This window comes from Hyphomonas sp. (assembly GCF_965284475.1).
Classification (GTDB): domain Bacteria; phylum Pseudomonadota; class Alphaproteobacteria; order Caulobacterales; family Hyphomonadaceae; genus Hyphomonas.
In genome coordinates, this window is the sequence record NZ_OZ260087.1 from 2096341 (window position 1) to 2121053 (window position 24713).

A 24713-nucleotide genomic window follows, 5' to 3' on the forward strand; every position below is an offset into this window, starting at 1 on the left:
ATGCGTATAGCGAAACTCGCTGCCGGCACACTGCTGGCCATGGGCCTGGCAGGGTGCCAGAACCTGATCCCCCAGGAAATGAGCGTGGCCGACTATTGCGCCAATCCCGACAAGGCGCAGGAAAATGTGTGCCGCCTGAAGGTCGAGATTGACGGGCAGTCCACCGCGCTGTCCGACACTGACATGCGCCTGTCGGATGCGCGCGGCGTTGCCGACAGTGCCGCGAGTGCGGCCGCGCAGGCGCAGGCCACGGCCGACGCGGCGATGCAGCGCGCCGAGGAGGCAATGTCCAGGACGGATGAAATGGTCTGCGAAACGCGCACCGTCCAGAAGACCGACACCGGCACATGCCGCCCGGGCTATACGCTGACCAGCTGTACGCAGACGCGCTACACGACACGCGCCGGCGGCCTGTCCTTCCTGCGCGAGATCAATGACGAGAAGTGCCGCTTCAATGATCGCGTGCTGGAAATGCAGGTGCGCTGCTGCAACACTGCGTCGGCTGCGCCGGCGCCGCAGGATGAAACCGTCGACGAGAACATGCCGGAGCCAGAGGCGACGCCTGAGGCACCGGAAGAATCGCCGCTCAGCTTCTAGCAAGCCGGACGGCCGGACCGGGGGGAAGAGAGAAGCCGCCTGCAAGTGCGTTGCAGGCGGCTTTTTTCATGCGCGACATGTCCTGCGGCAGGGCGCCCCGGTCTGCCACATTTTCGCCCGGAGTCTTAGCATTCAGACAGGTTGGGAACGCGATGGCCATGGTGGGGATTGTACTCGCACCTGTCCGGGCATCGGCCCGTTGGGCAGGATGTCAAACGGAGTAGACACCATGAAGAAGACATTTGCATTCGCTGCCATTGCCACGCTGATGGCCACCCCTGCCTTCGCTGGAGAAGATGTGGCCATGGCCGATATCGACGCCAATGCCGACGGCTTTCTGACTATTGAAGAAGTCCAGGCGCACAAGCCTGACGTCTCGGCAAAATCCTTTGCCGACTGGGACGTCAATGGCGATGCCCAATTGTCGGCGGCTGAATTCGCGGCCTGGAAAAAGGCGGCTTCGGAAGACTATGGCAAGCCGACCGTCGAAGACCGCCTGGACGCAGCAGGTGACGCGATCGAAGACGCCGCGGATGACGCCGGCGACGCGATGACGGACGACGAATAATCCGGAAGCGTAATACCCCTTCCGCTTCAGGATAAGGGCAGGCCCTGGCGAAAGCCGGGGTCTTTCCTTTTTGTCAGGCCGCGAGGGCGAAACGGTTGCGGCCGCGGTTCTTGGCATCATACAGCGCCCGATCGGCGCGGTTGAGAAGCGTGGACAGCGTATCGCCGGGCCGGGCGACCGAGAGGCCGAGGCTGATCGTCACGCCGATAGGGTCGCCGCGATAGATGAAGCCGGCCGCTTCCCCGGCCCTGCGCACGGTTTCAGCGATGTCCTTGAGCTGGCTTTCGTTTTCGATCGTGCAGAGGATTGTGAATTCCTCACCGCCGAGGCGCGCGACAAGGGCGCCTTCAGGTGCCGCATGGACCAGCGTGTTGGCCATGTGGACCAGGGTTTCGTCACCGGCCTCGTGGCCGAACGTGTCATTGACGCGCTTGAACCAGTCAATGTCGACAAGGAGGAGGCCGATCTTGACCGACGCGGCCACGGCAAGGCGGGCCGTTGCCTGCTCGGTGAAGCTGCGGCGATTGGCAAGGCCGGTCAGGTCGTCGCAATTGGCCATGTGGCGCACCTTGAGATGAAGGCGCAGGTAACGCATGGTCTGGCGGAGCGTGTAGGCGAGCAGGAGCGACGCGACGATCGCTGACATCAGGGCGGAGGTGAACACCGTCTGGACGCGGGCAGCCGGGTCGAGATGGGCACTTGTCAGCCATGCGCCGAGCATCGTCGATCCGATCGCCCCGGCAAGGACGATGATGATGAGGCGGATCTGCTGCTTCCAGAACCGCTTTTTGATGTCTTGCATGATCGCGGTATCCTGACGGTTTATCAGTTTTCCGGCATTCTATTGGTGATTGGCTTACGAAAACTGCCAGAGTTCGATGGAATTTGACCGATCGCTGCGCTTCAATGCGGCGCGGCGGGGAACTTCGGGCAACGTCATACGCCCTCCGCTTCCAGATAAAGGCAGACCCGGGCCAAGGCCGGGGCCTTTCTTTCTGTCAGGCCGCCAGCGCGAAGCGGTTGCGGCCGCGATCCTTGGCATCATAGAGCGCCTTGTCCGCGCGGCTGAGGAAGGTGGACAGCGTATCGCAGCGCCGGGCGATTGCGAGACCCACGCTGATCGTCACCTGGATGACATCGCCACGATAGACAATATGCGTGGCCTCGACAGCCTGGCGCAGCCGCTCGGCAAGCCGGTTAAGCTCATCCGGCCCGGACACGTCGCACATGACAGTGAATTCCTCGCCGCCAAGGCGCGCGATCAGGGCATCGGCCGGCGCGGCATGGATCAGCGCCTGGGCGACCTGGCTGAGAACGTCATCGCCCGCTTCGTGGCCATAGGTATCATTGACGCGCTTGAACCAGTCAATGTCGGCGAGGAGGAGGGCTGTCTGCTGGTCGGCCGGCTGGGTGTGGGCGGCTTCCGCCAGGCGCAGCGTGCCGCGGCGCGTGAAACAGCGCCGGTTGGCAAGGCCGGTCAGGTCATCGCTATTGGCGAGGCGATGAACGCGCTGGTGAAGGCGATGATTACGCAGGTTCTGGAAAGTGACATAGACCATGGCGCCGGGGGACACGACAGCTGGAATGGCGAAGCCGAGCCACAACGCGACAACACGCCCGTCCGGCGGCAGGTCACCGAGTGAAAGCCAGACCAGCAGCAATGACAAGGAAACCGAGGCAAATACAACAATCGCACTGAGCCTGGCCTGGTTGCGCCAGAATTTGCGGGTGGATATGTCTTCGTTCATGTCATGTCCGGCATGCGCTGCGCATTGTCCGGATCGGCCTAAAGCATGATGGCTTAGATTTCGTGTTCGGGTTCGATGGAATTTGACCGATCCCTGCGCTTCGCCGCCGCGCCGCAATGTTGGGCTGGGCTTTTGGCGACAGATCGGCTTAGTCTGGCAGCCTTTACCAATGGGAGGCTGAGCCCTGGATATCCTGACTGTCCTGCCGCCGGTACTGGCGATCATTGTCGCCATGCTGACGCGCAATGTGTATGCGGCGCTGGGACTGGCGCTGGTCATGTCCGAGACGCTGATTGCGGGGCTCAATCCGGGGCTGGGCGCGCTCGGGGCAGTGGACCGGGCCGCCGCCGTGTTCGAGAGCGCGGGTAATTCGCGCGTGCTGCTTTTCTGCCTGCTGATCGGTGCGCTGATCGCCTGGATGCGCGACAGTGGCGGTGTGGAGGCGCTGGTGAGCGGCCTGATGAAGCGGGGCCTCGTCTCCACGCCGCGCCGGGCGGCCCTCGCCCCCGCACTGGCGGGAACGGCGATTTTCGTGGAAACCAATGTCAGCCTGCTGAGCAGCGGCGTGCTGGGACAGCGCCTGTTCGACGCGCACGGCCTGTCGCGCGAACGCCTCGCCTATATCATCGATTCCACCTCTGCGCCGGTCAGCGCGCTGATCCTGCTGAACGGCTGGGGCGCCTATGCGCTGGGCCTGGTGGAGCCGTATGGATTTGAGAGCCCGATTGGCGTCGTGGCAGGCACGATCGGCTGGAACTTCTATGCGCTGCTGACGCTGGCGGGGGTCTACCTCACCGTGTTCACGGGCCGCGTGTTCGGGCCGATGAAGACGGCGTCCAGCCGGGCCGTGATGGCAGAGGACGCAGAGGCAGTGGCGCCGACGCGGGCGATCTACATGTGGCTGCCGCTGCTGGTGATGATCGCCGGTGCGCTGGCCTTCATGGCCTGGACCGGCAATGGCAATATCCTGGCGGGCAATGGTAGCCAGTCGATCCTGTGGGCAGTATGCCTCGCCATGCTGGTGGCGGCGGCTCTGCTGATGGCGGGCAGGGCGTTTCCGAAGGGCGCCCTGCAGGAACGCGGCTTTGCGGGCATTTCCGAAATGGTGCCGGTTGTGGCGATCCTGTTCCTGTCCATCGCACTGGGCGACAGCCTGCGCGTGCTGGGCACGGGCGCGTTCATGGCGAGTGTCGCGGAGGCGTTTGTGGCGCCGATGGTTGTGCCGGCGGTTCTGTTTGTTGTGGCGGGCGTGACGGCCTTCATGACCGGCACGAGCTGGGGCACTTATGGCATCATGATCCCGATTGCCATGCCGCTGGCCATTGCGCTCGGACTGCCGCCCTCGCTGGTGCTGGCGGCGGTGATCGGTGGCGGCGTGTTCGGTGACCATTGCTCGCCGATCTCCGACACGACGATTATCGCCTCGCTGGCCGCCGGATGCGACCATATCGACCATGTGCGCACACAGATGCCCTATGCCCTGGTAACGGGCGGGATCGCGGTGGTGCTGTACCTGGTGGCGGGGGCGGTGGTGGGGCTGGGCTGACCCCCACGCCTTTTTGGGCCATTGCGGTGAAATCGCCTGCCCTCACAAGCCCGTTTGCAGGAGGAGGATCAGTCCGCATCCTTGGAAAGGATCGCCTTTCGAACAAAATCCTGGCCCCATAACAAAAAAAGGCGCGATCCCGAGAGATCGCGCCTTCTCTGGTTCATCGAATCGGACTACCGAGACTATGTGCTAGCACTCGTCGTCGGTCATCGACTGACCTCGGGTCCATTTGTTCCGCCGAAGCGGTTCTCCTGTCACCCGTTTTCGGATCCGGTTGGTCGCCCTTGCGGGCGCCCAGCTCCTTTTCCGAGCCCATCCATCACCCAGGGGTGAAGGTCAGACCTGACCGCCTGGAATCCTTGCGAATTCCGCTTGGTCCCGTGTTTCGGATCGCGCCCCGGTCACGGTCTAGGGCTCCTCGGTCCGGGGTTCTAGCTCCCCATCTCATGGACATCGCCTGCTTTGTCCCGTCGCCTCCACCTTGCCTTTTGCGCCACGGTTCTCACCGTCTTGCTCCTGGCCCGGCTTCGTCCGGGTGCGATGTACTTGGCCGCCGCGCTGTCGGGGTGTGCTCCCCGCTGCATCTCGTTGGCTTACCGAAACGATCTCACCAAAACTCCCCTGAGTCGAGTCCATGTAAATGAAAAATTCGCCATTCACGGGAGGAATTCCACAGTTTTGCGACAGGTGTGAATTTGCTGCGGCGCACGCCGATACGAAGCATGAACGGATGCGCGGCAGCGGTAAGGGCCTGGATGGGGGAGAGGGGGTGGTGGGTCCGGTGGGGGAGTTGCGTGGACAGAGCCCGCCCATCCATCATCTTTCCCATCGGCCTGAACGGATACAGGGGCTCTAAGGCCCGCATGACATGCAGAGGCAGGAAAGTTGACCAAGATGACCAACGGCGCGGTCGGTTCGAAAGACACGCCTGATGTTCACCTTCACCCTGATGGCGCACACCGTTAGTTTATAAAGGATGCTGCGGGCTTCCGGCTGGTTCTCGGCTGGATCGGCCGCCAGCCTGTCGCGCGTCTCAACTTGGAGGCAAGCGGGGGGCTACCACCGCGCGATGGGGAAGCCGGGTTTGCTGTGGCCAGGAGAATACTCGTCAGGCTGAACGCCATGTTGAAAGCCGGAACGACCTATGCCTCCCGGAGACAATTGCTCAGGTCAATGTGTCTGCACTGAAATGAAAGGGTCGCGTCGATACCTTTCCGACGTCTGCTTTCTGGAACGGACACGACGAGGTAATGGCAGAGGAATGAGATAAAGATGGCGAGAAAGAAATTAGACCCAACACTGAACAAACTCATGAATTGATTCAGCCTGATTACATGCTGATCAGCGCTATCGAGCGCTTCGAACACAAAACAGAACACGATGACAGCGACGCAAACTGCTGGCAATTTCGTTGAAATCAGGCGCTCAACCCTGGTGAGCATCTTCTGGCACTGTGTGCACAGTTGATCATATCCCCAAATCCAATTCCCGCAGCCGTTTCAGCTCGTCGCGGAGCTTGGCGGCCTGTTCGAACTCCAGGTTGGCGGCGGCTTCGCGCATCCGCTTTTCTGTATCCGCGATCACTGATTTGAGGTTGTGGCCGGGCTCGCCGGCAAGTGGCAAGGCTTTTTCTTCGGCGAGGCCCTTGTCGCGCTCACGGCGGGCGCGGGATTTGGTGCCGGGTTTCTCGCCGAGCTCGCCGAGAATGTCCTGCACGCCGCGGATGATCGTAGTGGGCGTGATGCCGTGTTCCAGATTGTGGGCTTCCTGCTTGGCGCGGCGGCGGGCGGTTTCCTCCATGGCGCGTTCCATGCTGCCGGTGATGCGGTCAGCATAGAGGATGACGCGGGCCTCTGAATTGCGCGCGGCGCGCCCGATGGTCTGCACAAGGCTGGTCTCGGAGCGCAGGAAGCCCTCCTTGTCCGCATCGAGAATGCCTACAAAGGCGCATTCGGGAATGTCGAGTCCCTCGCGCAGGAGGTTGATGCCGACCAGAACATCGAACACGCCGAGGCGCAGGTCGCGGATGATCTCGATGCGCTCGATCGTGTCGATGTCGGAATGCATATAGCGCACGCGCACACCGTTTTCGTGGAGGAATTCCGTGAGGTCTTCCGACATTTTCTTGGTCAGCGTGGTGATCAGTGAACGGAAGCCTTTCGCCGCGACCGCCTTGACCTCTGCCATGACATCATCGACCTGGTTGGCGCCGTCCTTCGAGACGGGGCGGACCTCGACGGGCGGGTCGATCAGGCCGGTGGGGCGGATGACCTGCTCCGTGAAGACGCCGCCGGTGCGCTCCATTTCCCACTTGCCGGGCGTGGCCGAGACATGGACCGTCTGCGGGCGCATGGCATCCCATTCCTCGAACTTGAGGGGGCGGTTGTCCATGCAGGAGGGCAGACGGAAGCCATATTCGGCAAGCGTGGACTTGCGGCTGAAGTCGCCCTTGAACATGGCGCCGATCTGCGGAACGGTCTGGTGGCTCTCGTCGCAGAAAACGAGGGCATTGTCGGGCAGGTATTCGAACATGGTCGGCGGTGGCTCGCCGGGCTTGCGGCCGGTGAGGTAGCGGCTGTAATTCTCGATGCCGTTGCAGGAGCCAGTGGCCTGCAGCATCTCGATGTCATACTGGCAGCGCTGCTGGATGCGCTGGGCCTCGAGCAGTTTGCCGTGTTTCTCGAAATGGGCGATCGTGGCCTTCAGCTCGGCCTTGATCTTCTCGGTCGCCTGCTGGAGCGTCGGGCGGGGCGTCACATAGTGGCTGTTGGCGTAGATCTTGATGGCGGGGAGGGACTGGATCTTCGCGCCGGTGAGTGGGTCGAACTCGGTGATCGATTCCAGCTCGTCGCCGAAGAAGGAGAGCTTCCAGGCGCGGTCCTCATAGTGGGCGGGGAAGATGTCGACGACATCGCCCTTGATGCGGAACGTACCGCGCGTGAAGGCAATGTCGTTGCGCGTGTACTGGTTGGCGACGAGGCGCTCGGCAACGGCACGCGGGCCGATCAGGTCGCCGGGCGTGAGCTTGAAGGTCATGCTCGTATAGGTTTCCACCGAGCCGATGCCGTAGATGCATGAGACGGAGGCGACGATGATCACGTCATCGCGCTCGAGAATGGCACGGGTGGCCGAGTGGCGCATCCGGTCGATGGCCTCGTTGATGGAGGATTCCTTCTCGATATAAAGGTCGGCGCGGGGCACATAGGCCTCCGGCTGGTAATAGTCATAGTACGAGACGAAATATTCGACGCTGTTCTCGGGAAAGAAGGACTTGAACTCGCCATAGAGCTGGGCGGCGAGCGTCTTGTTGGGGGCGAGGATGAGGGCGGGGCGCTGGGTCGCCTCGATGATCTTGGCCATGGTGAAGGTCTTGCCGGTGCCGGTCGCGCCGAGCAGGACCTGGTCGCGCTCGCCGGCCTGGATGCCCTCGACGAGTTCGGGAATGGCGGTGGCCTGGTCGCCGGCGGGCTCGTAGGGCGCGTGGACCTTGAAGCGCTTGCCGCCCTCCAGCTTGTCCCATTCGCGCTCCGGCCGGTGGGGCGTCCAGATCGACGGGGCGAGCGTCTCGATGGCGCCCTGCGCCGGACCGTCCAGCGTGAACACGGACGGGGCTTCAGAGACGCCTTTTGCGGAGGATTTGGAGGTGGAGCGGGCCATGCCGAGAGATATGGCGCGGGGCAGGGGGAGTGTCTAGGGTGTTCTTGGTTTGTTTGCTGTCACTGCTGACATGAACGGTCAGAGTCAATTTTTGAACCTCTTGCGATGCCACTCGAGATATTTCGGATGTGGACGATGATTTGGGTTTTCGGGAACGATCGCCTTTCGCGAAGGATGAATGAGGTTCTCAATCTGGTCTCTGTTGTTGATCTGACGTGAAACGAGGATCTCATACTCGTCGCTCAATGAGAGCAGGCCTCTGTCAAACATCCAATGGACTGTTCCGGACAGCGCAATTCCATTTGTAATGATGTCGGGGCCTTTTTCGGCCACACCTTTAATGTGCGCGGCTTCCACTTCAGCTCGGCCGCCACCATTAATGAGTTGCAAGCCTGTAAATGCGCAGCGTCGATCATAAGCATCGAGAACTATTCGACGAAAGACGCGGTTTCGGACGAGTCTGTTTGTAATCGTCTCAATCCGGTCTCGATCAAAGTCGAATTCAAATGGCGCAGGAACATCTTCGAATCCGACTGATCCCTTCGCTTCAGGATCATCGACCCTTGGCAATAGGTTTTCCGGTGCCAATCCTCGCGCCAGAATTCGATTAAAATCCAGCTCTGATATTGGGCGAATTGCCCACTGAATTAGTCCGCCATTTAGTCGCCCGTCAGTCTGCTGCAAATCTGATTCGAGAAACCCCAGTTCAGAGTGATAGGGAACAAAAGTTTCCAGGGGCATGTATGTGCCTGGCTCGATCAAAGCGAGATACATACCTTCTGCCGAAGGATCAGTGATAATCTCAGCGACTTGTGCAATTGCATTGTAACCCATACGACCGCCACCGCCTCTGGGCTCATAATAGGCAATCCAATCTCCCTCAAAGTGCTTCGCGCGGTTGAGGTATCGTTTGGGGAACTGGTATCTTTCTTCAGGGGCGTCATCGTATATCGAATCCGCTCGATGAACGAAAATCCCTTTCGCCACTTTCTGATCCCTTTCACCTGAGTTGGGTGCCCATAGGACCAGCGTTCAGCATCACCGTCGAGATGTTTCTGTTGAAGAACTGTCGCTTGAGAGGAAAGCTAGCCGGTAGCTACCTATTCCCATTCTTCGCTTTGCTCCCCCCATCCCGGTTAACCTCTCCCTGCTGGAACCCTGAAAATTCACCCGGTTTTTGAGAGGTTTGGCCAAGGGGGGCGGAGTAGATTTGGGGGAGCTCGACGGGGGCTTTACGGGTGGAGACCAGGATGACGCAATTCGAGAACAAGCGGGAAGTGCCTCGCGCCACGATCGATTCACCGGCACGGGTCGTGCTGGCCAGTCTGAGCGAGACCTGGGATGTCACGGTGCGGGACGTGTCGGTGCGCGGCGCGTGCCTGCGCCTGTCGGGCCAGGCAGAGGCGCCGCGCGCCTTCTACCTGCTGCTGGAAGCGGGGGCCGATGCCCCGCCGATCCGGCAGACCTGCGAGAAGCGCTGGCAGGTGGGAGACGTGGTGGGCGTGCGGTTTGCCGAGCCGCTGAGCGAGACGCAATTTGCCGACATCCTGCACCGGGCAATGCACCCTGATCCGGGCGCCTTCCTGCGGGCGGGCTGAACCGGCGCGCAGCGGACGCGCGGGAATGGTGGACTTCGCGCGCGGCGCTGATTAGCTGCGCGCATGATTGCGCGTCTCCTGTCTGCCCCGCTATTGATCGTGGTCCTGGCCATTGGCATGGGGTCGGGCATTGATGCGCTGGTGAAGGGCACGGCCCCGGAAGCTGGCCTGATGCAGCTGGTCGCTTGGCGGTTCCTGTTCGGGGCGATGATTGCGGCGGCAGTGTTCCTGGCGCAGCGCCGGGCGATGCCGCGCGGCGAGGCGATACGCTTCCATGCGATGCGCGGCGTGGTGCAGCTGGTCAGCGCAATCCTGTTCTTTTTTGCCCTGACGCGGCTGGCGCTGGCCGAGGCGACGATTATCGGTTTCACGGCGGCGCTGATGGTGCCCTTCGTGGCGCGGGTTGTGCTGGGCGAGGCGGTGTCGCTGCGCGCGTTCGCGATTACGCTTGTGGGTTTTGCCGGGGCGGCCTTTGCGGTCAGCGGCGGCACGGGGACGGGAGGCGATGACGGGCGGTGGCTGGGCGTGGCGGCGGGCTTTACGTCGGCCATGCTGTATGCGGTGGTGCTGGTGCTGCTGCGCCTGAGGGCGGTGCGCGAGGATGCGACAACGATTGCCCTGTTCACGAATGCGGTCCCGGCGCTGTGCATGTCGCCTGTCCTGTTCGGACTGGCGGGGCCGGTGGACATGGCGGACATGCCGGTCTTCGCGCTGCTCGGGGCGCTTGGCTATTCGGTCTGGTACCTGATGACGCTGGCCTATGCGCGGGCGCGGGCGCAATTGCTGGCGCCGATTGAATATACGGCGCTGATCTGGAGCGCGGTGTTCGGGATCGTGTTCTTTGCCGAGATTCCGGGATGGCAGGTCTGGGTCGGGGCGGTGGCGATTATCGGGTCGTGCCTGGGGATTGCGTTCGAGGATCATTTCGCCACGCGGCGCGCGACGCGCCTGCCTGTCAGCGACATTCCAGAATAAAGGGCCCGAATAAGGGACCAGAACATGGCGCAAATAAAAACCCCCGCACCTTACGGGACGGGGGCTTCAGGATTGTGTGGCTCTCGCGGCGTTCGCGGGGGCCTAAAGGCTTCTAGGCGGAGGCCAGCTGGCCAGCCGACATCTTGCCGCTGCGAGCGTCTTTTTCGAGCTCGTAGCTGACTTTCTGGCCGTCGTTGAGGGTGGCCAAGCCAGCGCGCTCGACTGCAGAGATGTGAACAAACACATCAGCGCCGCCGGCGTCGGGTTGAATGAAGCCAAAGCCTTTTTGGCTGTTGAACCACTTAACAGTTCCTGTGGACATAGATCTTACCTGGTCTAAAAAAATTCACGGGCATGCGGAGTTGCGCGCACGTGATCAATCTCGGATTTTGTGGGGAGAAGTCGGTCTTGCAGCGGCGCAGAGCACGGCCTTAGTTGCGAGTTATCCGACACAAGTTCGAAGTCGATAAAGGCTGTATTACACATTTCGGGCGCAAGCTCAATCACTCTTCGCACACCTGTTGCCGGGTCGTGCGGCGATGATGAATTCGCCCGTTTTCGTTTGCAATCGGTTTACCCGGTCGCTTCATAAATGAGGCATGAGCAGATTCACGTCCAAATTGCAGGCTGGGTTCAAATGGGTCCAGATGGAGATGCGCCGGTCCGAACCGCGCGTCCAGGCCTATCGGCCGGGACGTATCGTGTGGCCTGATCTCAGCGCGTCGCGGGATATCTCCATCCTGGACATGTCGCCCTCGGGCGCCAAGCTGACCTTTGGCGAAGGCGCACTGCAGCCGGACCTGCCGCGTGAGTTTTTCCTGTTCGTGCATGGACGGGGCGGATCCGTCTCGATGCGCCTTGTCTGCGAACGGCGCTGGCAGCATGACGAACTGGTCGGTGTGCGCTTCGTGCAGCGCCTGGATGATGCAGACTTTGAACGCATGGTGGCGACCGAGACGGCGCCGCACTGAGACCTGCGCCGTGGGGCAGCGCTTACAAAATTCACCTGAAATTTGATCGATCACTTCAACGGGACCGTCATCCCATTGTGTCAGAACGGGGCGTCGCGATGTGGGACGCTGCTTGTTCCATATTGCTCCAGTGAGTACCGGCACGGCGGGGCATTCGAGACCCTCCGGCCACGAACAAGGGTAAGATGATGGCGAAGACCGTTCTGGTTATTGATGACGATCCGACACAGCGCCGCCTGCTGCAGGCCGCCGTGGAGAAAGCGGGCTTTGCCTGCCGCACCGCGCCGGATGGCGAGACCGGCATTGCCGTGGCAGCAGATGCCAAGGACGGTGTCGATGTCGTCCTGCTGGACCTGACCATGCCGGGCCTGTCCGGTCTCGACACGCTCGACCGTCTCGCCACCAAGCGGCCCGACCTGCCGGTCATCATGCTGACCGCGACCAGCGGCATCGACACAATCGTTCAGTCGATGCGGCGCGGCGCGGTGGACTTCATCGTGAAGCCCGCCAATCCCGAGCGCGTGGTCGTGTCGATCCGCAACGCCCTGAAGATGCAGTCGCTGACCGGTGAAGTGAAACGCCTGTCGCGCAAGGCCGAAGGCGGCATGAGCTTTGACGACATGATCGCCTCGGCCGCGCCGATGCGCCAGGTGATCCGCATGGCCGAGCGCGCGGCGGTTTCGGACATCCCGGTTCTGATCCTCGGTGAAAGCGGCGTCGGCAAGGAAGTCGTCGCGCGCTGTATCCAGGGCGCCTCGGGCCGCTCGGGCAAGCCGTTCGTGACGGTGAACTGCGGCGCCATTCCCGAAAACCTGGTTGAATCGATCCTGTTCGGACATGAGAAGGGGGCCTTTACCGGCGCCGTTTCCAAATCGCCGGGCAAGTTTGTCGAGGCCGATGGCGGCACGCTGTTCCTTGATGAAGTGGGCGAGCTGCCACTGGACGCGCAGGTGAAACTGCTCCGTGCGCTCCAGGAAGGGGAGGTGGACGCGGTGGGAGCGCGCCGCCCGACCAAGGTGGACGTACGCATCATTTCCGCGACCAATCGCGACCTTGCCGCGCAGGTGGCCGAAGGCACGTTCCGCGAAGACCTGTTCTATCGTCTCAACGTGTTCCCGGTGGACATGCCAAGCCTGCGCGAGCGCCGGGATGACATTCCGGCCCTGGTCGAGCATTTCATCACGCGCTTCAATGCGAGCGAAGGCACGAAAGTGTCCGGCGCGGCAGATGACACGCTGAAGATGCTGTATGCGTTTGACTGGCCGGGTAACGTGCGCCAGCTGGAAAATGCCGTCTTCCGCGCAGTGGTGCTGTGCGATGGCGACCTTCTGCAGCCGCAGGACTTCCCGCAGATTTCCGGCCAGATGCCGGACATTGCAAGTCTTCCGGCGGCGCCTGCCGTTCCGGTTGCGGCGAATGCCGTGCCGACGGCGCTGCCCGCCGCCAATGACGCCGAAGCGGTCAGCAGCCCGGTCAGCATCACCGATGCGCATGGTGAACTGCGTACACTGACGGATATCGAGCATGATATCCTTCAATACGCGATCGACTTCTATGAGGGGCACATGAGCGAAGTCTCCCGCCGTCTCGGCATTGGCCGTTCGACCCTGTACCGCAAGGTGCGCGAATACGATCTCGACGTACGCGGCGAACGCGAAGCGGGCTAGGGCCCGGCCTGATCACATTTGACAAAAAGCCCTGCCGCGTCCTGCGCGGCAGGGCTTTTTCATGCGAGCCGGGACAGGCCGAACCAGAGGCTGCGGATCGCGTGAAGGATGGCGAGGCGGCCTTCATCGCTTTCGCCGAAACCGTCCAGCACGGCCCGGTCATAGGCACCGCTCATCATCGAGGCGAGGGCATCGGCAGGAATGTCGCCGGGCAAGCGGCCTGCCTCCTGCGCGGACATGATGCCGGCGAGCAGGCTGTGGGATGTGGTCTGGCGGTCAAACGCAAGGAGCTGGCCGGCGCCGAGTACGGCCGGGCCATCGACCAGCAGGATCTGGCGTGACGCCGGATCATTCATGGCGGCAATGAACCGTTCGCCGCCTTCAACCAGCATTTCGAGCGTATCGCTGATCGTTTCGGGATCCTGCTCGATCTCACCTTCCACACGCCTGTATTCTGCCTCGACAACTGCGGTGAAAAGGGCCGCCTTGTCGGCAAAGTGATGGTAGAGCGCGCCGCGCGACACGCCTGCGGCCCGGGCAATGGCTGGCGTACTTGTCGCGCCGTAGCCGAGCGTGCCGAACAGGTCGCGGGCAGCCGCAATCAGGGCGCGTCTGGACTCATCGCTGCGCCGGGCATTCGTCCTCATCATCAGCCTCACAGGATTGACTTTCTAACAAACATACAGTCTGTTTGTTTTTTGGCAAGGAGGACCGTGATGAAAACGTTCAGAGGCGGGTGCCAGTGCGGCGCGGTGCGCTATGAGGTGGACGGGCCCCTGCACTTTTCGGCCATCTGCCATTGCCCGTCCTGCCGGAAATCGGCCGGAGCGCCCATGGTCGGGTGGGTCATGTTCGAACATGCCCGTCTGCGCTGCGACCGGAAGGGCGTGACAGGGTTTGCCTCTTCCGACGGTGTCATGAGGTCATTCTGCGCAACCTGCGGGACGAACCTGTTCTTCGAGGCGGACTATCTTCCGGGCCTTGTCGACATCACGGCGGAAAGCCTTGATGCACCTTATCCGGAGGTCTTGCCCCAGGCGCAGATCTGGACGGCGCATGAAACGGAGAGTGTGAAAGCGCTGGCCGGCATGGCCAGGTTCGAGACCTTGCCGCCCCAATCCTAGTTCACGGCGGCCTTGACCAGTTCGCCGATCTTGCGGGCGTCGGCTTCGCGCGGGCTGCCGGCTTTCCAGGCGATGCCGATCTGGCGGCCGATGACCGGTGTCGTGAAGGCCCGCACGGCCACGTCATTGCTGACCGCGAGGCCATGGTCCATTGCGAGACGGGGCAGGAGGGACACGCCCAGCCCGCCGGCAACCATGTTGACCAGTGTGCCGAGCGAGGTGGCGGCGACCTGTCCGGCATGGTCACCGGAATTGAAACGGCAGATCGACAGGGCATGATCGCGCAGGCAATGGCCGTCTTCGAGCAGGAGAATGTCTTCGCCGGCCAGATCCTCCGGTGACAGGCCGTTCTTCCTGGCCAGCGGATGCTGGTTGGATGAGGCAAACAGGAATTCGTCATCAAACAAAGGCAGGGTCTCGATGCCGGGCGTATCCCAGGGCAGGCCGATCAGGGCGGCATCCAGTGTGCGGGTCCGCAGCTGGTCGATCAGGCGGGTCGTCTTGTCCTCGTGGAGGTAAAGCTTGAGGTTGGGATATGCGTCTGACAGGGACCGGACGACTTGCGGCAGGACGAAAGGCGCGATGGTCGGGATGGCACCGAGATGAAACGGGCCGGTCAGCATGGCGCCTGCGCTCTGGACAACCTGGACCAGGGCATGGGCGTCTGCCAGCAGGGCGCTGGCGCGGGTGACGGCCAGTTCTCCGGCATGGGTCAGGCGGGCACCGCGGGCCTCCCGATCGGCAAGGCGGACGCCGAGCAGCTCCTCGAGTTCCTTGATCCCGGCCGACAGGGTTGGCTGCGTGACATGGCAGGCTTCAGCTGCGCGCGAGAAGGAGCCGGTGTCGCCGAGTGCGGCGAGAAACTGGAGCTGTCGGAGGGTCGGAATTGCCATAGAGTGTATCTATACCAAGTGTAGAGAATATCAATTTTTCTTTTAGGTCGAACTGGCCCACATGCACGCCTGACGGGCGTTCACCGTGCCCTTCACAACCACCCATTGCACCAGGAGACCTCCCATGCTCGGCATAGGCCAGAAACTTCCCGATTTTGAAATCACCGGCGTGAAGCCGAAATTCATGCAACACGAACAGAACGGCGAAAGCGCATTCGAGACGCTGACGCAGGACAGCTTTGAAGGCAAATGGAAGGTCATCTTCTTCTACCCGAAGGACTTTACCTTTGTCTGCCCGACCGAAATTGCGGAATTTGCGCGCCTCGGCGGCGAATTCGAGGATCGCGACGCGGTCGTGCTCGGCGGTTCGACGGACAATGAATTCGTCAAGCTGGCCTGGCGCCGCGAACATCCGGACCTGTCAGAACTGCCAATCTGGCAATTCGCTGACACCAATGGCTCGCTCGTTGACGGCCTTGGCGTGCGCGAGCCAGATGCCGGCGTTGCCTATCGTGCGACCTACGTTGTCGATCCGCACAATGTGATCCAGCACGTCTATGTCACCAATCTGAACGTGGGCCGCAATCCGTCCGACACGCTGCGCGTGCTTGACGCCCTGCAGACTGACGAACTGTGCCCATGCAACCGCCCAGTCGGCGGCAACACGCTGGAAATCGCCGCCTAGGCTGCGACCTGCACATACCCGCGCGAAAAGGGGCTGGCCGCTGCGTCTTCGGGCGATACCGGCCGGTCCCTGACGCGACCTTCTTACCAATTCGTCTGAAAGGACACCGCGATGTCCCTTGATACCCTGAAATCCAGGCTGCCGGACTATGCCAAGGACCTGAAGCTGAATCTTGGCTCACTGGCGAATGAAACCATCCTGACCGACCAGCAGAAATATGGCTGCATGCTGGCATCGGCCCATGCGGTTGGCGAGCCGCAAACGCTGCGCGGCCTTGAGGCCGAAGCCCGTGGCAAGCTGAGCGACGACGCCATCAGGGCCGCCAAGGCGGCAAGCGCAATCATGGGCATGAACAATGTCTATTACCGCGCCGTGCACCTGGTCTCGAATGCGACCTACCAGACCGTGCCGGCCAAGCTGCGCATGAATGTCATCGGCGCCCCGGGCATCGAGAAGGCCGATTTCGAGCTCTACTCGCTGGCCGTGTCGGCGGTGAATGGCTGCGGCATGTGCCTGGATGCCCACGAGGCCGAACTGCGCAAGCATGGCCTGACAACCGATCAGATCCAGGCCGGCCTGCGCATTGGCGCGGTCGTCAATGCAGTGGCCCGCACCATGGCGGCGGAAACCGCGCTGGAAGCCGAGCCTGCCTGACAGGGGAGGGGGCTGCCACATGCAAGCGTCTTCGCGCCCCCGCCGCCTGGCGTCGGGGGCGCTTTGCTTGCGGGCCGCGTGTATTCGCGCGGCTTTCTTTTTACCCGGAGCAAGGAATCAGTCGCACAGATCATGACCTGTTGGGCGACGGCACATTGATTTGATGTAATGTCAGCCGCAAGGACACGAATTTGCAGTCAACTTCGGCGCGCGATGTATTCCAACAACAGGTATCTGCAACCAACTGATTCAGAACGACAAAATCGGGCCGTCCCATGCCCGCCCAGGTGCGTGTTCTGACATGTTCCCTGTGTGTGCCACCTATGTTCTCTCAGGGCGCGCTTGTGGATATTTGGATTCACCCACTCAGCCCATTGAGGCCCATTCATACCCATGGTATCCCGAATTTACACATGGTTTACCCATGCTGGGGTTTAGGCATAACAAAGACAGGGTTGGCGGGTGTTCGTTTCCACCTATGAGAGCGCTATTGATGCAAAAGGCCGGGTGTCCATCCCCGCGTCCTTTCGCGCCGCGCTTGGCGGTGGCACCCGGATTTTCCTCTGGCAGGCCCTCGACGGTTCAGGCTGCCTGGAGGGTGGCGGCGAGGCCCTGATGAACATGTACCGGGCGACCCTGACGCGCCTTGCCCCGCAATCAGAGGTGCGCAAGGCACTGGTGAACCGCATCATCGCCGGGTCCGCCGACCTGAAGATGGATGAAACCGGCCGGATCAGGCTGCCCGAGGAGCTCTGCAAGGCTGCCGAACTCGACGGCCGGATCAAGTTTGCCGGCAATATGGACAGTTTCCAGATCTGGAACCCGGAAAAGCACGCCGCCTTCAATGCCGCCATGGAAGCCGCCGCCGCGGCGCCTGAAACCCTGGCCGCCTTCGGCCGGGCCTATTCCGAAGTCCTGCACCAGCAGGGCGCCGGAAACTATATGGGCCCCAAACTGGTCGACGGGAGCGAAGGCTGATGAGCGCACGGCACACAGCAGCACGCACACCTGCATCCGGCCACAGGCCGGTCATGATGGATGAAGTGCTGACATGGCTGGCGCCGCAGGATGGCGACCTGATCGTTGACGGCACGTTTGGCGGCGGCGGCTATACACGGGCGATCCTTGAGGCGGCAAAGTGCAGCGTCATGGCGATTGACCGCGACCTTGATGCCATCCTGCGCGCCGAGAAACTGGCGCTGGAAACACCGCGCCTGACCCCGCTACTCGGCCGGTTTGGCGAAATGGACGCCCTGGTTGTCAATGCCGGGCACAAGGCGGTGGACGGCGTGGTGCTGGATATCGGCGTGTCGAGCTTTCAGATCGATGAAGGCGAGCGCGGCTTTTCCTTCATGAAGGATGGCCCGCTGGACATGCGCATGGGCGCCGCCGGGCCGACGGCAGCGGATGTCGTGAACACGATGTCCGAGCGCGACCTGTCCAACATCATCTACCGCCTTGGCGAGGAAAAGCAGGCGCGCCGCATTGCCCGCCACATCGTGCAGCGCCGGGCCCAGCAGCCGTTCGAGACGACGTCAGACCTCGCCGATTCCGTTGAAGTGGCGGTTGGCGGGCGCCGCGGGGCGCGGACCCACCCGGCGACGCTGACCTTCCAGGCGATCCGCATGTATGTGAATGACGAGCTGGGAGAACTGGCCCGCGCCCTGTGCGCCGCCGAACGCCTGCTGCGTCCCGGCGGCCGCCTGGTCATCGTGGCGTTCCATTCGCTGGAAGACCGGATGGTCAAGCAATGGCTGCGCGACCGGGCCGGCAAGCAGGGCGGCGGCTCGCGCCACATGCCGCTGGCTGCCAAGGGGCCGGAGCCGACATTCGAACTCGCTGTTTCGAAAGCAATTGTTCCGTCTGATAAGGAAGTGGAAGGCAATCCGCGCGCACGTTCAGCCAAGCTGCGGGCTGCGATCCGTACCGGTGCGCCCGCGATCGAGGAAGACGCCAGCGACGGCATGAACCTGCCGCCCCTGTCGGACCTGGAGGATGTGGTATGAGCCGTCGTGCATTCCTGTTCGGAATCCTGATTGTGGGCCTGCTGATCGTGAGCCTCTACCGGGCAAAGTATGGCGCCAGGGACACGGCCGCCGAACTGATGGCCGTCGAGGCACAGATCGAGGATGCGCGCCACGAAAAGGCGCTGCTGGAGACCGAACTGTCCCATATGAGCCGCCGCGAATGGATCGAGGAATATGCGCGCAACGAACTGGGCATGGCGCCGCCGCGCCCGGACCAGATTGCCCGTGAATCCGATCTCGACGCGGTGGTCGGACCGCCGCTGAAGGCGGGCGAGAGCGTCAAGCCGGAAGATGCGGAGGGCGAAAAATGACCGAACGCGCCCGCGACCGGACACGCCTTGTCGGATTGGGCCTGAGCGCCCTCTTCGTCGTGCTGGCGGGCAAGGGCGGCTACCTTGCAATCTCGTCAGCGCCGGCACGCGCGCACAGCGTGGCCAAGGTGGAAGCGCCCGCACGGGCCGACATTGTCGACCGCAATGGCGAGTTGCTGGCAACCTCGGTGACGGCCTATTCGCTCGTCGCCAATCCCAGGCTGATCTGGGACGCAGGCGATGTGGCCCGGTCGCTGAAGAGCGTGCTGCCGGACGTGGACACCGACGACCTCACCCGGGACCTGTCGAATGAGGCGCGCGAATTTGTCTATGTCAAACGCGGCCTGACGCCGCGCCAGCGCAAGGCCGTGTTCGATCTTGGCCTTGAAGGCCTGCGCTTCGAGGAAGAAAGCCGCCGCGCCTATCCGCGCGGTACGCTGGCCGGGCATTTGCTCGGCTATACCAATGTCGACGGCAGGGGCATTGGCGGCATCGAATACGCGATGGACGAACGGCTGAAGGCGGGCGGCGAGCCCCTGCGCCTGACCATCGACAATGGCGTCCAGTCCGCCGTGGAATCGGAACTGTCGGCTGCGGCCGCCGAGCATGACATTCAGGGCGGGACGGTCATCCTGATGGATTCCCATTCCGGCGAAGTGCGCGCGATGGCCAGCTGGCCGCCACTGGACGCCAATCGCGCGCGCGACCTGAAAGCGGACGATGCGGCACGGCTGAACCGGGCCACAGGCGCCGTGTATGAGCTTGGCTCGGTGTTCAAGCCGTTCACGGTGGCAGCGGCCCTTGAAGCGGGTGCGATCAAGCCGACCGACCTGTTCGACGTCGAGACGCCGATGGATATTCGCGGCTATGAAATTCACGATCTGCACCCGATCCGTGGCCCGGCCAACGCGGGCCGGATCATCTCGGAAAGCTCGAATCTCGGGACCGTGCATATCAATGCCGCGCTGGGCCCGCGCCGCCAGAAGGCCTTCCTGGAAGGGCTGGGGCTGATGGAGCGTGCGCCGATCGAACTGGCCGGCAGCGCCAGGCCAATCCTGCCGGAACGGTTTGATGACCTTTCGGCGGCAACCGTGTCTTACGGACATGGCATCGCGGTGACGCCCATGGCCTTCCTGAGCGGATTTTCAGCCTTTGCGAACGGGGGCGAGCGAGCCAGCCCGACACTGGTCGTGGATGAGGCGCGCAAGCCCGCCCCGGTGCGCGTCATGTCGGCCCTGACGGCCGACATGGTCAACGTGATGATGCGCGAAGCGGTGGTGAACGGCACGGGCAAGCGCGCCGAAGTGGCCGGCTATGGCGTGGCCGGAAAGACCGGCACGGCGGAGAAGCCTGTACCGGGCGGATATGACGATACACGCAACGTGGCGAGCTTTGCGGCCATCTTTCCCTATGACCGCCCCCAATATGCCCTGATCGTGACATTGGATGAACCAAAGGCAGGGGCGGAGCGGGGCGATACAGCCGCGCTGAACGCAGCTCCGACGGCCGGACGGATCATCGAACGCGTCGCGCCACTGCTCGGACTCGCGCCGCATTTCGAAGGCGTCCGGCCCGCTGGCGCTGAACTCCGCTCTGCATCAGATGAGAGGAGTTCCCTGTGAAGCTGAAGGACCTGTTTCCCCTCGCCGAAGACGGCGACACCGAGATCACCGGCATGACGGCAGACAGCCGCAAGGTGCAGCCGGGCTTCCTGTTTGCGGCCCTTGCGGGCACGGCGACGGACGGACGCAAGTTCGTGCCGCAGGCGGTCGAGGCCGGTGCGGCCGCGATCCTGTCGGATGGCGGCGTCGAAAAGATGCCTGTGCCGCATGTCATCGCCGACGAGCCGCGCCGGGCGCTGGCGCTGGCGGCGAAGCATTTCTACCATTCCCAGCCTGAAACCGTGGTGGCAATCACGGGCACGAACGGCAAATCTTCAACGGTGGACTTCCTGCGCCAGATCTGGTCGCGGGCCGGTCTTGGGGCCGCCTCTATGGGCACGCTGGGCGCCATCGGCCCTGGCGGCAAGATTGATGTCGGTCACACGACGCCGGACCCGGTGACCATTCATGAGACGCTGCGCGAGCTTGTCCGGCAGGGCGTGTCGCATTGTGCGATGGAAGCCTCCAGCCACGGGCTTGAGCAGTACCGCCTTGACGGGGTGGACCTTGCGGCCGTGGCGTTCCTGAACTTCACGCAGGACCATCTCGACTATCACGCCACGATGGAAGCCTATCTCGATGCCAAGCTGCGCCTGTTCCGCCAGCTCGGCCATCAGGGCATGCCGGCCATCGTGAATGCCGACAGCGACCATCGCGACGTGTTCGAGGAGGCCGCCAGGACGGCCGGCCTGCAGATCGTGTCGTTCGGCTGGCGCGGCGAGGATCTGTGGATTGACGAAATCATGCCGCGCGCCACGGGGCAGGTGCTGAACCTGTTCTGGCGCGATGTGGAGCAGAAGCCGCTGGAACTGCCGCTGATCGGCGAGTTCCAGGCCCTGAATGCGCTGGCGGCGGCGGCAATTGCCCTGGCACTCGGCCTGACCTTCGAACAGGTTGCCGACGGGCTGACGCACCTGCAGCCCGTGAAGGGCCGCCTTGAACTTGTCGGCAAGACACCGGCCGGGGCAGGGGTATTCGTTGACTATGCGCATACGCCGGACGGCCTTGATGTGTTGCTGCGCGCGGTGCGCCCGCACACGGCCGGGCGGCTGAAAGTGATCTTCGGCTGCGGTGGCGACCGGGACGCGACGAAGCGCCCGATCATGGGCGAGATTGCGACGCGCCAGGCCGATGACGTGATCGTGACGGACGACAATCCCCGCACGGAAGATGCCGCCGCCATTCGCAGGTCCGTTCTGGCGGGTGCGCCGGGCGCGCGCGAGATCGGCGACCGGGAAGTGGCAATCCGCACCGTCATCGCGGAACTGAAGAAGGGCGACACGCTGGTCATCGCCGGCAAGGGCCATGAGACCGGCCAGATCATCGGCAGCACCATCATCCCCTTCTCGGATCAGGACACGGCGCTGTCGGCGCTGGCAGGGGAGCACGCATGAGCCAGCTTCTCTGGACCTCTGAAGAGATTGCCCTCGCGACCGGCGGGACGGCCTCCGATCCGTTCTGGGTGTCGGGCACGATCTCGATTGATACGCGCACCCTGATGCCGGGTGACCTGTTCGTGGCGCTGCAGGACCAGCGCGACGGGCATGATTTTGCCGAGGCCGCCTTCAAGGCCGGCGCGGCAGGCGCGCTGGTATCGAAACCGGTGACCGGCGGGGCGACCCTGATGGTCGATGACGTGCAGGCGGCGCTGGAGATGATGGGTATCGCGGCGCGGGCCCGGTCCGGCGCGATCCGCACGGCTGTCACCGGCAGTGTCGGCAAGACTTCGGTCAAGGAAATGCTGGCGCGCATCTATCGCGCGGCCGGCCCGGCGCACTGGAACGTCAAGAGCTTCAACAATCACTGGGGCGTGCCGCTGACACTGGCCCGGATGCCGGAGGCGACGGAGCGCGCCGTGTTCGAGATCGGCATGTCGACGCCGGGCGAAATTGCGCCGCGCAGCCTGATGGTGCGTCCGCATATCGGCATCATTACCTGCATTGCCGGGGCGCACCTGGAAGGCCTTGGCAGCCTTGAAGCGGTCGCCGACGAAAAGTCCGACATCTTTGCCGGGATGGAAGCGGGCGGCACGTTCATCCTGCCGGCCGATGACACGTTTCTCGACCAGCTCTCAGAGCGGGCCCGTGCGCTGTGTCCGACAGGCAATCTTGAAACCTTCGGCGTGGCAGACGATGCGACGGCGCGTGTGACGGGATATGAATCCGATGGCGCAACCAGCCATATCAGCGTTGACGTAATCGGCACGCGCGCAGAAGTGAAGATAGATGCGGTCGGCAAGCACTGGGCGCTCAATGTGGCCGCAGCGCTGCTGGCGGCGAGCCAGACCGGAATGTCCGTTGCTGACTGCGCAGCCGCCCTCTCGGGCTATGCCCCGCCACCGGGACGCGGAACGACAGAACGCATGGCGCTGCCGGATGGCGGTCATTTCACGCTGGTTGACGATTCCTACAATGCCAACCCGTCAAGCATGCGGGCGGCTCTCTCGGCCCTGCCGCAGCGCAAGGGCGGACGGCGGCTCGTGGCGCTCGGCGAAATGCTGGAACTGGGTGAGGAGTCAGCCCGCGAACATGCCGCTCTGGCGCCGGATGTCGTCGCCAGCGGCGCCGAGGGCGTGTTCCTCGTGGGTGACAAAATGACTCACCTTGCAGAGGCCCTGCCACCCGGCCTGCAGCAGGTGTGGGCACCCAGGGCGGATGAGCTGTGGAATGCACTGCTAAATGCAGTGAGAGATGGCGACGTGCTCTTGATCAAAGGGTCGAATGCCTCCGGGATGGGACGTATTGCAGACCGCTTGCGCCAACGAAGTGCAGCGGCTGGTTTGGGCAAGATGGATAGCGGCGCGCAAGACGCTGCAGAGGTCAGGTGATGCTGTACGAATGGCTGGCCGCAGATAGCGGTTTCTTCAACCTACTGAATTATATCACGTTCCGCGCCGGTGCTGCCGTCGTGACGGCTTTTCTGGTGTCAGTGGTGTTTGGTGACGCGATCATCAACATGCTCCGGGCCCGGCAGGGCAAGGGTCAGCCGATCCGCGACCTGTCGCTGGAAGCGCAGATGTCAAAGCAGGGCACACCCACGATGGGCGGCCTGCTGATCTGGATCGGTCTGCTGGTCGGCGTGCTGCTCTGGGGCAATCTTCACAATCCGTATGTCTGGGTCGTGCTGTTCGTGACGCTGTCCTATGCCTTGCTCGGATTCCTCGATGACTATGCCAAGGTGACGAAGGAGAGCGCCGATGGCGTGTCGGCGCGCGCCCGCCTGCTGATCGGGTTTGCGATTGCGGCGGTTGCCTGTGCCTTCATCATGGGGCTGCATGGCGCCCATACGCCTGACGGGCATGCCCAGTGGGGCCCGCTGAACGGCCTGGCCGAGCAGATTGCCGCCCTCGCCCCGAAGACCTCCGTGCAGCCGGCAGACCCCGCCTTTTCCGGCGGTGTCGCGGTGCCCTTCGTGAACAATTATTTCCTGCCGCTCGGTGGCTTCTTCATCCTGTTCGGCATGATCGTTGTTGTCGGCAGTGCCAATGCGGTGAATTTCACGGATGGTCTCGACGGGCTGGCCATTGTGCCGATGACCTTCGCGGCGGCCGCCTATGCGATGATTGCCTACCTGACCGGCAACTTTGTCTTCGCGCAATATCTCGGCATCCAGTTCGCGCCGGGCGCAGGCGAGATCGCTGTCGTGCTGGGCGCCATGATCGGTGCCGGCATGGGTTTTCTCTGGTACAATGCCTATCCGGCCAAGGTTTTCATGGGCGACACCGGCTCGCTCGGCCTTGGCGGCATGCTGGGCGTTGTCGCCGTGGCGACCAAGCACGAGTTTGCGCTGGTCATCATTGGCGGCCTTTTCGTGATGGAAGCCCTGTCGGTGATGCTGCAGGTCGCCTGGTTCAAGATCACCCGCCGCCTGACCGGCACCGGCCAGCGCATCTTCCTGATGGCGCCGCTGCACCATCATTTCCAGAAAAAGAACTGGCCGGAAACGCGTGTCGTCGCGCGCTTCTGGATCCTGTCCGTCCTGTTCGCCCTTGCGGGCCTCGCAACACTGAAGCTGAGGTAACCGCCACC

24 protein-coding genes and 1 pseudogene are annotated in these 24713 nt (G+C 62.9%); 18 read left to right on the top strand and 7 right to left on the bottom strand.

Features of this window, described 5'->3' with window-relative positions:
* Window positions 1-597: an alanine-zipper protein gene (locus ACQ66M_RS10335; RefSeq protein ID WP_350170405.1), complete on the top strand. Its 597-nt coding sequence runs from the start codon at window positions 1-3 to the stop codon at window positions 595-597.
* Window positions 598-826: 229 nt separating this feature from the next.
* Window positions 827-1165 (top strand): hypothetical protein, encoded by a 339-nt coding sequence (locus tag ACQ66M_RS10340; protein WP_350170404.1) that lies wholly within the window; start codon window positions 827-829, stop codon window positions 1163-1165.
* Window positions 1166-1238: 73 nt separating this feature from the next.
* On the opposite strand, the gene ACQ66M_RS10345 is transcribed toward ACQ66M_RS10340, so the two are convergent.
* A complete protein-coding gene (locus ACQ66M_RS10345) occupies window positions 1239-1967 on the bottom strand; it encodes a GGDEF domain-containing protein (RefSeq protein WP_430403641.1) in 729 nt (242 codons plus the stop codon).
* A gap of 196 nt (window positions 1968-2163) precedes the next feature.
* Window positions 2164-2913 (bottom strand): GGDEF domain-containing protein, encoded by a 750-nt coding sequence (locus ACQ66M_RS10350; RefSeq protein WP_430403643.1) that lies wholly within the window; start codon window positions 2911-2913, stop codon window positions 2164-2166.
* 232 nt (window positions 2914-3145) lie between these two features.
* Here ACQ66M_RS10350 and ACQ66M_RS10355 point away from each other — a divergent pair, with 232 nt between their 5' ends.
* Both ACQ66M_RS10355 and ACQ66M_RS10360 read left to right on the top strand, forming a co-directional pair.
* A complete protein-coding gene (locus tag ACQ66M_RS10355; RefSeq protein ID WP_350170401.1) occupies window positions 3146-4459 on the top strand; it encodes a Na+/H+ antiporter NhaC family protein in 1314 nt (437 codons plus the stop codon).
* 888 nt (window positions 4460-5347) lie between these two features.
* Window positions 5348-5549 (top strand): annotated as a pseudogene (locus tag ACQ66M_RS10360) (IS110 family transposase); the annotation flags it as partial.
* A gap of 380 nt (window positions 5550-5929) precedes the next feature.
* On the opposite strand, the gene uvrB reads toward ACQ66M_RS10360, so the two are convergent.
* Window positions 5930-8119 (bottom strand): excinuclease ABC subunit UvrB, encoded by a 2190-nt coding sequence (gene uvrB / locus ACQ66M_RS10365; RefSeq protein WP_430403645.1) that lies wholly within the window; start codon window positions 8117-8119, stop codon window positions 5930-5932.
* 84 nt (window positions 8120-8203) lie between these two features.
* Window positions 8204-9106, bottom strand: a complete 903-nt coding sequence (locus tag ACQ66M_RS10370; protein ID WP_430403647.1) for an HNH endonuclease — start codon at window positions 9104-9106, stop codon at window positions 8204-8206.
* 263 nt (window positions 9107-9369) lie between these two features.
* Here ACQ66M_RS10370 and ACQ66M_RS10375 point away from each other — a divergent pair, with 263 nt between their 5' ends.
* Entirely contained in the window at window positions 9370-9717 is a 348-nt protein-coding gene (locus ACQ66M_RS10375; RefSeq protein WP_430403649.1) for a PilZ domain-containing protein, read from the top strand.
* A 63-nt stretch (window positions 9718-9780) separates the two neighbouring features.
* On the top strand, window positions 9781-10692 hold the full coding sequence (locus ACQ66M_RS10380) for a DMT family transporter (protein ID WP_430403651.1): 912 nt from the start codon (window positions 9781-9783) through the stop codon (window positions 10690-10692).
* A 112-nt stretch (window positions 10693-10804) separates the two neighbouring features.
* Here the strand turns inward: ACQ66M_RS10380 and ACQ66M_RS10385 are convergent, their stop codons facing one another.
* Window positions 10805-11014, bottom strand: a complete 210-nt coding sequence (locus ACQ66M_RS10385; RefSeq protein WP_045697313.1) for a cold-shock protein — start codon at window positions 11012-11014, stop codon at window positions 10805-10807.
* A 277-nt stretch (window positions 11015-11291) separates the two neighbouring features.
* On the opposite strand from ACQ66M_RS10385, the gene ACQ66M_RS10390 reads away from it, so the two are divergent.
* Together ACQ66M_RS10390 and ACQ66M_RS10395 are read left to right on the top strand one after the other, a co-directional pair.
* The gene (locus tag ACQ66M_RS10390) at window positions 11292-11663 is read left to right on the top strand and encodes a PilZ domain-containing protein (RefSeq protein ID WP_350170396.1); all 372 of its coding nucleotides are present in this window, start codon (window positions 11292-11294) and stop codon (window positions 11661-11663) included.
* Window positions 11664-11851: 188 nt separating this feature from the next.
* Window positions 11852-13330, top strand: a complete 1479-nt coding sequence (locus ACQ66M_RS10395; RefSeq protein ID WP_350170395.1) for a sigma-54-dependent transcriptional regulator — start codon at window positions 11852-11854, stop codon at window positions 13328-13330.
* A 59-nt stretch (window positions 13331-13389) separates the two neighbouring features.
* On the opposite strand, the gene ACQ66M_RS10400 is transcribed toward ACQ66M_RS10395, so the two are convergent.
* The gene (locus ACQ66M_RS10400) at window positions 13390-13980 is read right to left on the bottom strand and encodes a TetR/AcrR family transcriptional regulator (RefSeq protein WP_430403653.1); all 591 of its coding nucleotides are present in this window, start codon (window positions 13978-13980) and stop codon (window positions 13390-13392) included.
* Between the two features lie 66 nt (window positions 13981-14046).
* Here ACQ66M_RS10400 and ACQ66M_RS10405 point away from each other — a divergent pair, with 66 nt between their 5' ends.
* Window positions 14047-14454, top strand: coding sequence for a GFA family protein (locus ACQ66M_RS10405; protein ID WP_430403655.1), 408 nt, complete (start codon window positions 14047-14049; stop codon window positions 14452-14454).
* Here the strand turns inward: ACQ66M_RS10405 and ACQ66M_RS10410 are convergent.
* Window positions 14451-15347 (bottom strand): hydrogen peroxide-inducible genes activator, encoded by an 897-nt coding sequence (locus tag ACQ66M_RS10410; protein ID WP_430403657.1) that lies wholly within the window; start codon window positions 15345-15347, stop codon window positions 14451-14453. The two genes, ACQ66M_RS10405 and ACQ66M_RS10410, sit on opposite strands and share 4 nt — an antisense overlap.
* Window positions 15348-15471: 124 nt before the next feature.
* On the opposite strand from ACQ66M_RS10410, the gene ACQ66M_RS10415 reads away from it, so the two are divergent.
* From ACQ66M_RS10415 to mraY, 9 genes are all read left to right on the top strand, one after another.
* Window positions 15472-16032: a peroxiredoxin gene (locus ACQ66M_RS10415; protein ID WP_430403659.1), complete on the top strand. Its 561-nt coding sequence runs from the start codon at window positions 15472-15474 to the stop codon at window positions 16030-16032.
* 111 nt (window positions 16033-16143) lie between these two features.
* A complete protein-coding gene (locus ACQ66M_RS10420) occupies window positions 16144-16686 on the top strand; it encodes a carboxymuconolactone decarboxylase family protein (RefSeq protein ID WP_430403660.1) in 543 nt (180 codons plus the stop codon).
* 462 nt (window positions 16687-17148) lie between these two features.
* Window positions 17149-17664 carry a division/cell wall cluster transcriptional repressor MraZ gene (locus tag ACQ66M_RS10425; protein WP_430403662.1) on the top strand — a complete coding sequence of 172 codons (516 nt, stop codon included), beginning with the start codon at window positions 17149-17151 and terminating at the stop codon, window positions 17662-17664.
* Window positions 17664-18692 (top strand): 16S rRNA (cytosine(1402)-N(4))-methyltransferase RsmH, encoded by a 1029-nt coding sequence (gene rsmH / locus ACQ66M_RS10430; protein WP_430403664.1) that lies wholly within the window; start codon window positions 17664-17666, stop codon window positions 18690-18692. Before ACQ66M_RS10425 ends, rsmH begins: the two co-directional genes overlap by 1 nt.
* On the top strand, window positions 18689-19024 hold the full coding sequence (gene ftsL / locus ACQ66M_RS10435) for a cell division protein FtsL (RefSeq protein WP_350170387.1): 336 nt from the start codon (window positions 18689-18691) through the stop codon (window positions 19022-19024). The genes rsmH and ftsL overlap by 4 nt, the downstream gene beginning before the upstream one ends.
* Window positions 19021-20646, top strand: a complete 1626-nt coding sequence (locus ACQ66M_RS10440) for a peptidoglycan D,D-transpeptidase FtsI family protein (RefSeq protein WP_430403666.1) — start codon at window positions 19021-19023, stop codon at window positions 20644-20646. Before ftsL ends, ACQ66M_RS10440 begins: the two co-directional genes overlap by 4 nt.
* Entirely contained in the window at window positions 20643-22079 is a 1437-nt protein-coding gene (locus ACQ66M_RS10445) for a UDP-N-acetylmuramoyl-L-alanyl-D-glutamate--2,6-diaminopimelate ligase (RefSeq protein WP_430403668.1), read from the top strand. The genes ACQ66M_RS10440 and ACQ66M_RS10445 overlap by 4 nt, the downstream gene beginning before the upstream one ends.
* Entirely contained in the window at window positions 22076-23512 is a 1437-nt protein-coding gene (locus tag ACQ66M_RS10450) for a UDP-N-acetylmuramoyl-tripeptide--D-alanyl-D-alanine ligase (protein WP_350170384.1), read from the top strand. The genes ACQ66M_RS10445 and ACQ66M_RS10450 overlap by 4 nt, the downstream gene beginning before the upstream one ends.
* Window positions 23512-24705 (top strand): phospho-N-acetylmuramoyl-pentapeptide-transferase, encoded by a 1194-nt coding sequence (gene mraY / locus ACQ66M_RS10455; protein WP_350170383.1) that lies wholly within the window; start codon window positions 23512-23514, stop codon window positions 24703-24705. The genes ACQ66M_RS10450 and mraY overlap by 1 nt, the downstream gene beginning before the upstream one ends.
* The last annotated feature ends 8 nt before the right edge of the window (window positions 24706-24713 follow it).

Coding starts and splice junctions, on each gene's coding strand:
- ACQ66M_RS10335 (WP_350170405.1), top strand. CDS start 1: ATGCGTATAGCGAAACTCGCTGCCGGCACACTGCTGGCCATGGGCCTG.
- ACQ66M_RS10340 (WP_350170404.1), top strand. CDS start 827: ATGAAGAAGACATTTGCATTCGCTGCCATTGCCACGCTGATGGCCACC.
- ACQ66M_RS10345 (WP_430403641.1), bottom strand. CDS start 1,967: ATGCAAGACATCAAAAAGCGGTTCTGGAAGCAGCAGATCCGCCTCATC.
- ACQ66M_RS10350 (WP_430403643.1), bottom strand. CDS start 2,913: ATGAACGAAGACATATCCACCCGCAAATTCTGGCGCAACCAGGCCAGG.
- ACQ66M_RS10355 (WP_350170401.1), top strand. CDS start 3,146: ATGCTGACGCGCAATGTGTATGCGGCGCTGGGACTGGCGCTGGTCATG.
- uvrB (WP_430403645.1), bottom strand. CDS start 8,119: ATGGCCCGCTCCACCTCCAAATCCTCCGCAAAAGGCGTCTCTGAAGCC.
- ACQ66M_RS10375 (WP_430403649.1), top strand. CDS start 9,370: ATGACGCAATTCGAGAACAAGCGGGAAGTGCCTCGCGCCACGATCGAT.
- ACQ66M_RS10380 (WP_430403651.1), top strand. CDS start 9,781: ATGATTGCGCGTCTCCTGTCTGCCCCGCTATTGATCGTGGTCCTGGCC.
- ACQ66M_RS10385 (WP_045697313.1), bottom strand. CDS start 11,014: ATGTCCACAGGAACTGTTAAGTGGTTCAACAGCCAAAAAGGCTTTGGC.
- ACQ66M_RS10390 (WP_350170396.1), top strand. CDS start 11,292: ATGAGCAGATTCACGTCCAAATTGCAGGCTGGGTTCAAATGGGTCCAG.
- ACQ66M_RS10395 (WP_350170395.1), top strand. CDS start 11,852: ATGGCGAAGACCGTTCTGGTTATTGATGACGATCCGACACAGCGCCGC.
- ACQ66M_RS10400 (WP_430403653.1), bottom strand. CDS start 13,980: ATGATGAGGACGAATGCCCGGCGCAGCGATGAGTCCAGACGCGCCCTG.
- ACQ66M_RS10405 (WP_430403655.1), top strand. CDS start 14,047: ATGAAAACGTTCAGAGGCGGGTGCCAGTGCGGCGCGGTGCGCTATGAG.
- ACQ66M_RS10410 (WP_430403657.1), bottom strand. CDS start 15,347: ATGGCAATTCCGACCCTCCGACAGCTCCAGTTTCTCGCCGCACTCGGC.
- ACQ66M_RS10415 (WP_430403659.1), top strand. CDS start 15,472: ATGCTCGGCATAGGCCAGAAACTTCCCGATTTTGAAATCACCGGCGTG.
- ACQ66M_RS10420 (WP_430403660.1), top strand. CDS start 16,144: ATGTCCCTTGATACCCTGAAATCCAGGCTGCCGGACTATGCCAAGGAC.
- rsmH (WP_430403664.1), top strand. CDS start 17,664: ATGAGCGCACGGCACACAGCAGCACGCACACCTGCATCCGGCCACAGG.
- ftsL (WP_350170387.1), top strand. CDS start 18,689: ATGAGCCGTCGTGCATTCCTGTTCGGAATCCTGATTGTGGGCCTGCTG.
- ACQ66M_RS10440 (WP_430403666.1), top strand. CDS start 19,021: ATGACCGAACGCGCCCGCGACCGGACACGCCTTGTCGGATTGGGCCTG.
- ACQ66M_RS10450 (WP_350170384.1), top strand. CDS start 22,076: ATGAGCCAGCTTCTCTGGACCTCTGAAGAGATTGCCCTCGCGACCGGC.
- mraY (WP_350170383.1), top strand. CDS start 23,512: ATGCTGTACGAATGGCTGGCCGCAGATAGCGGTTTCTTCAACCTACTG.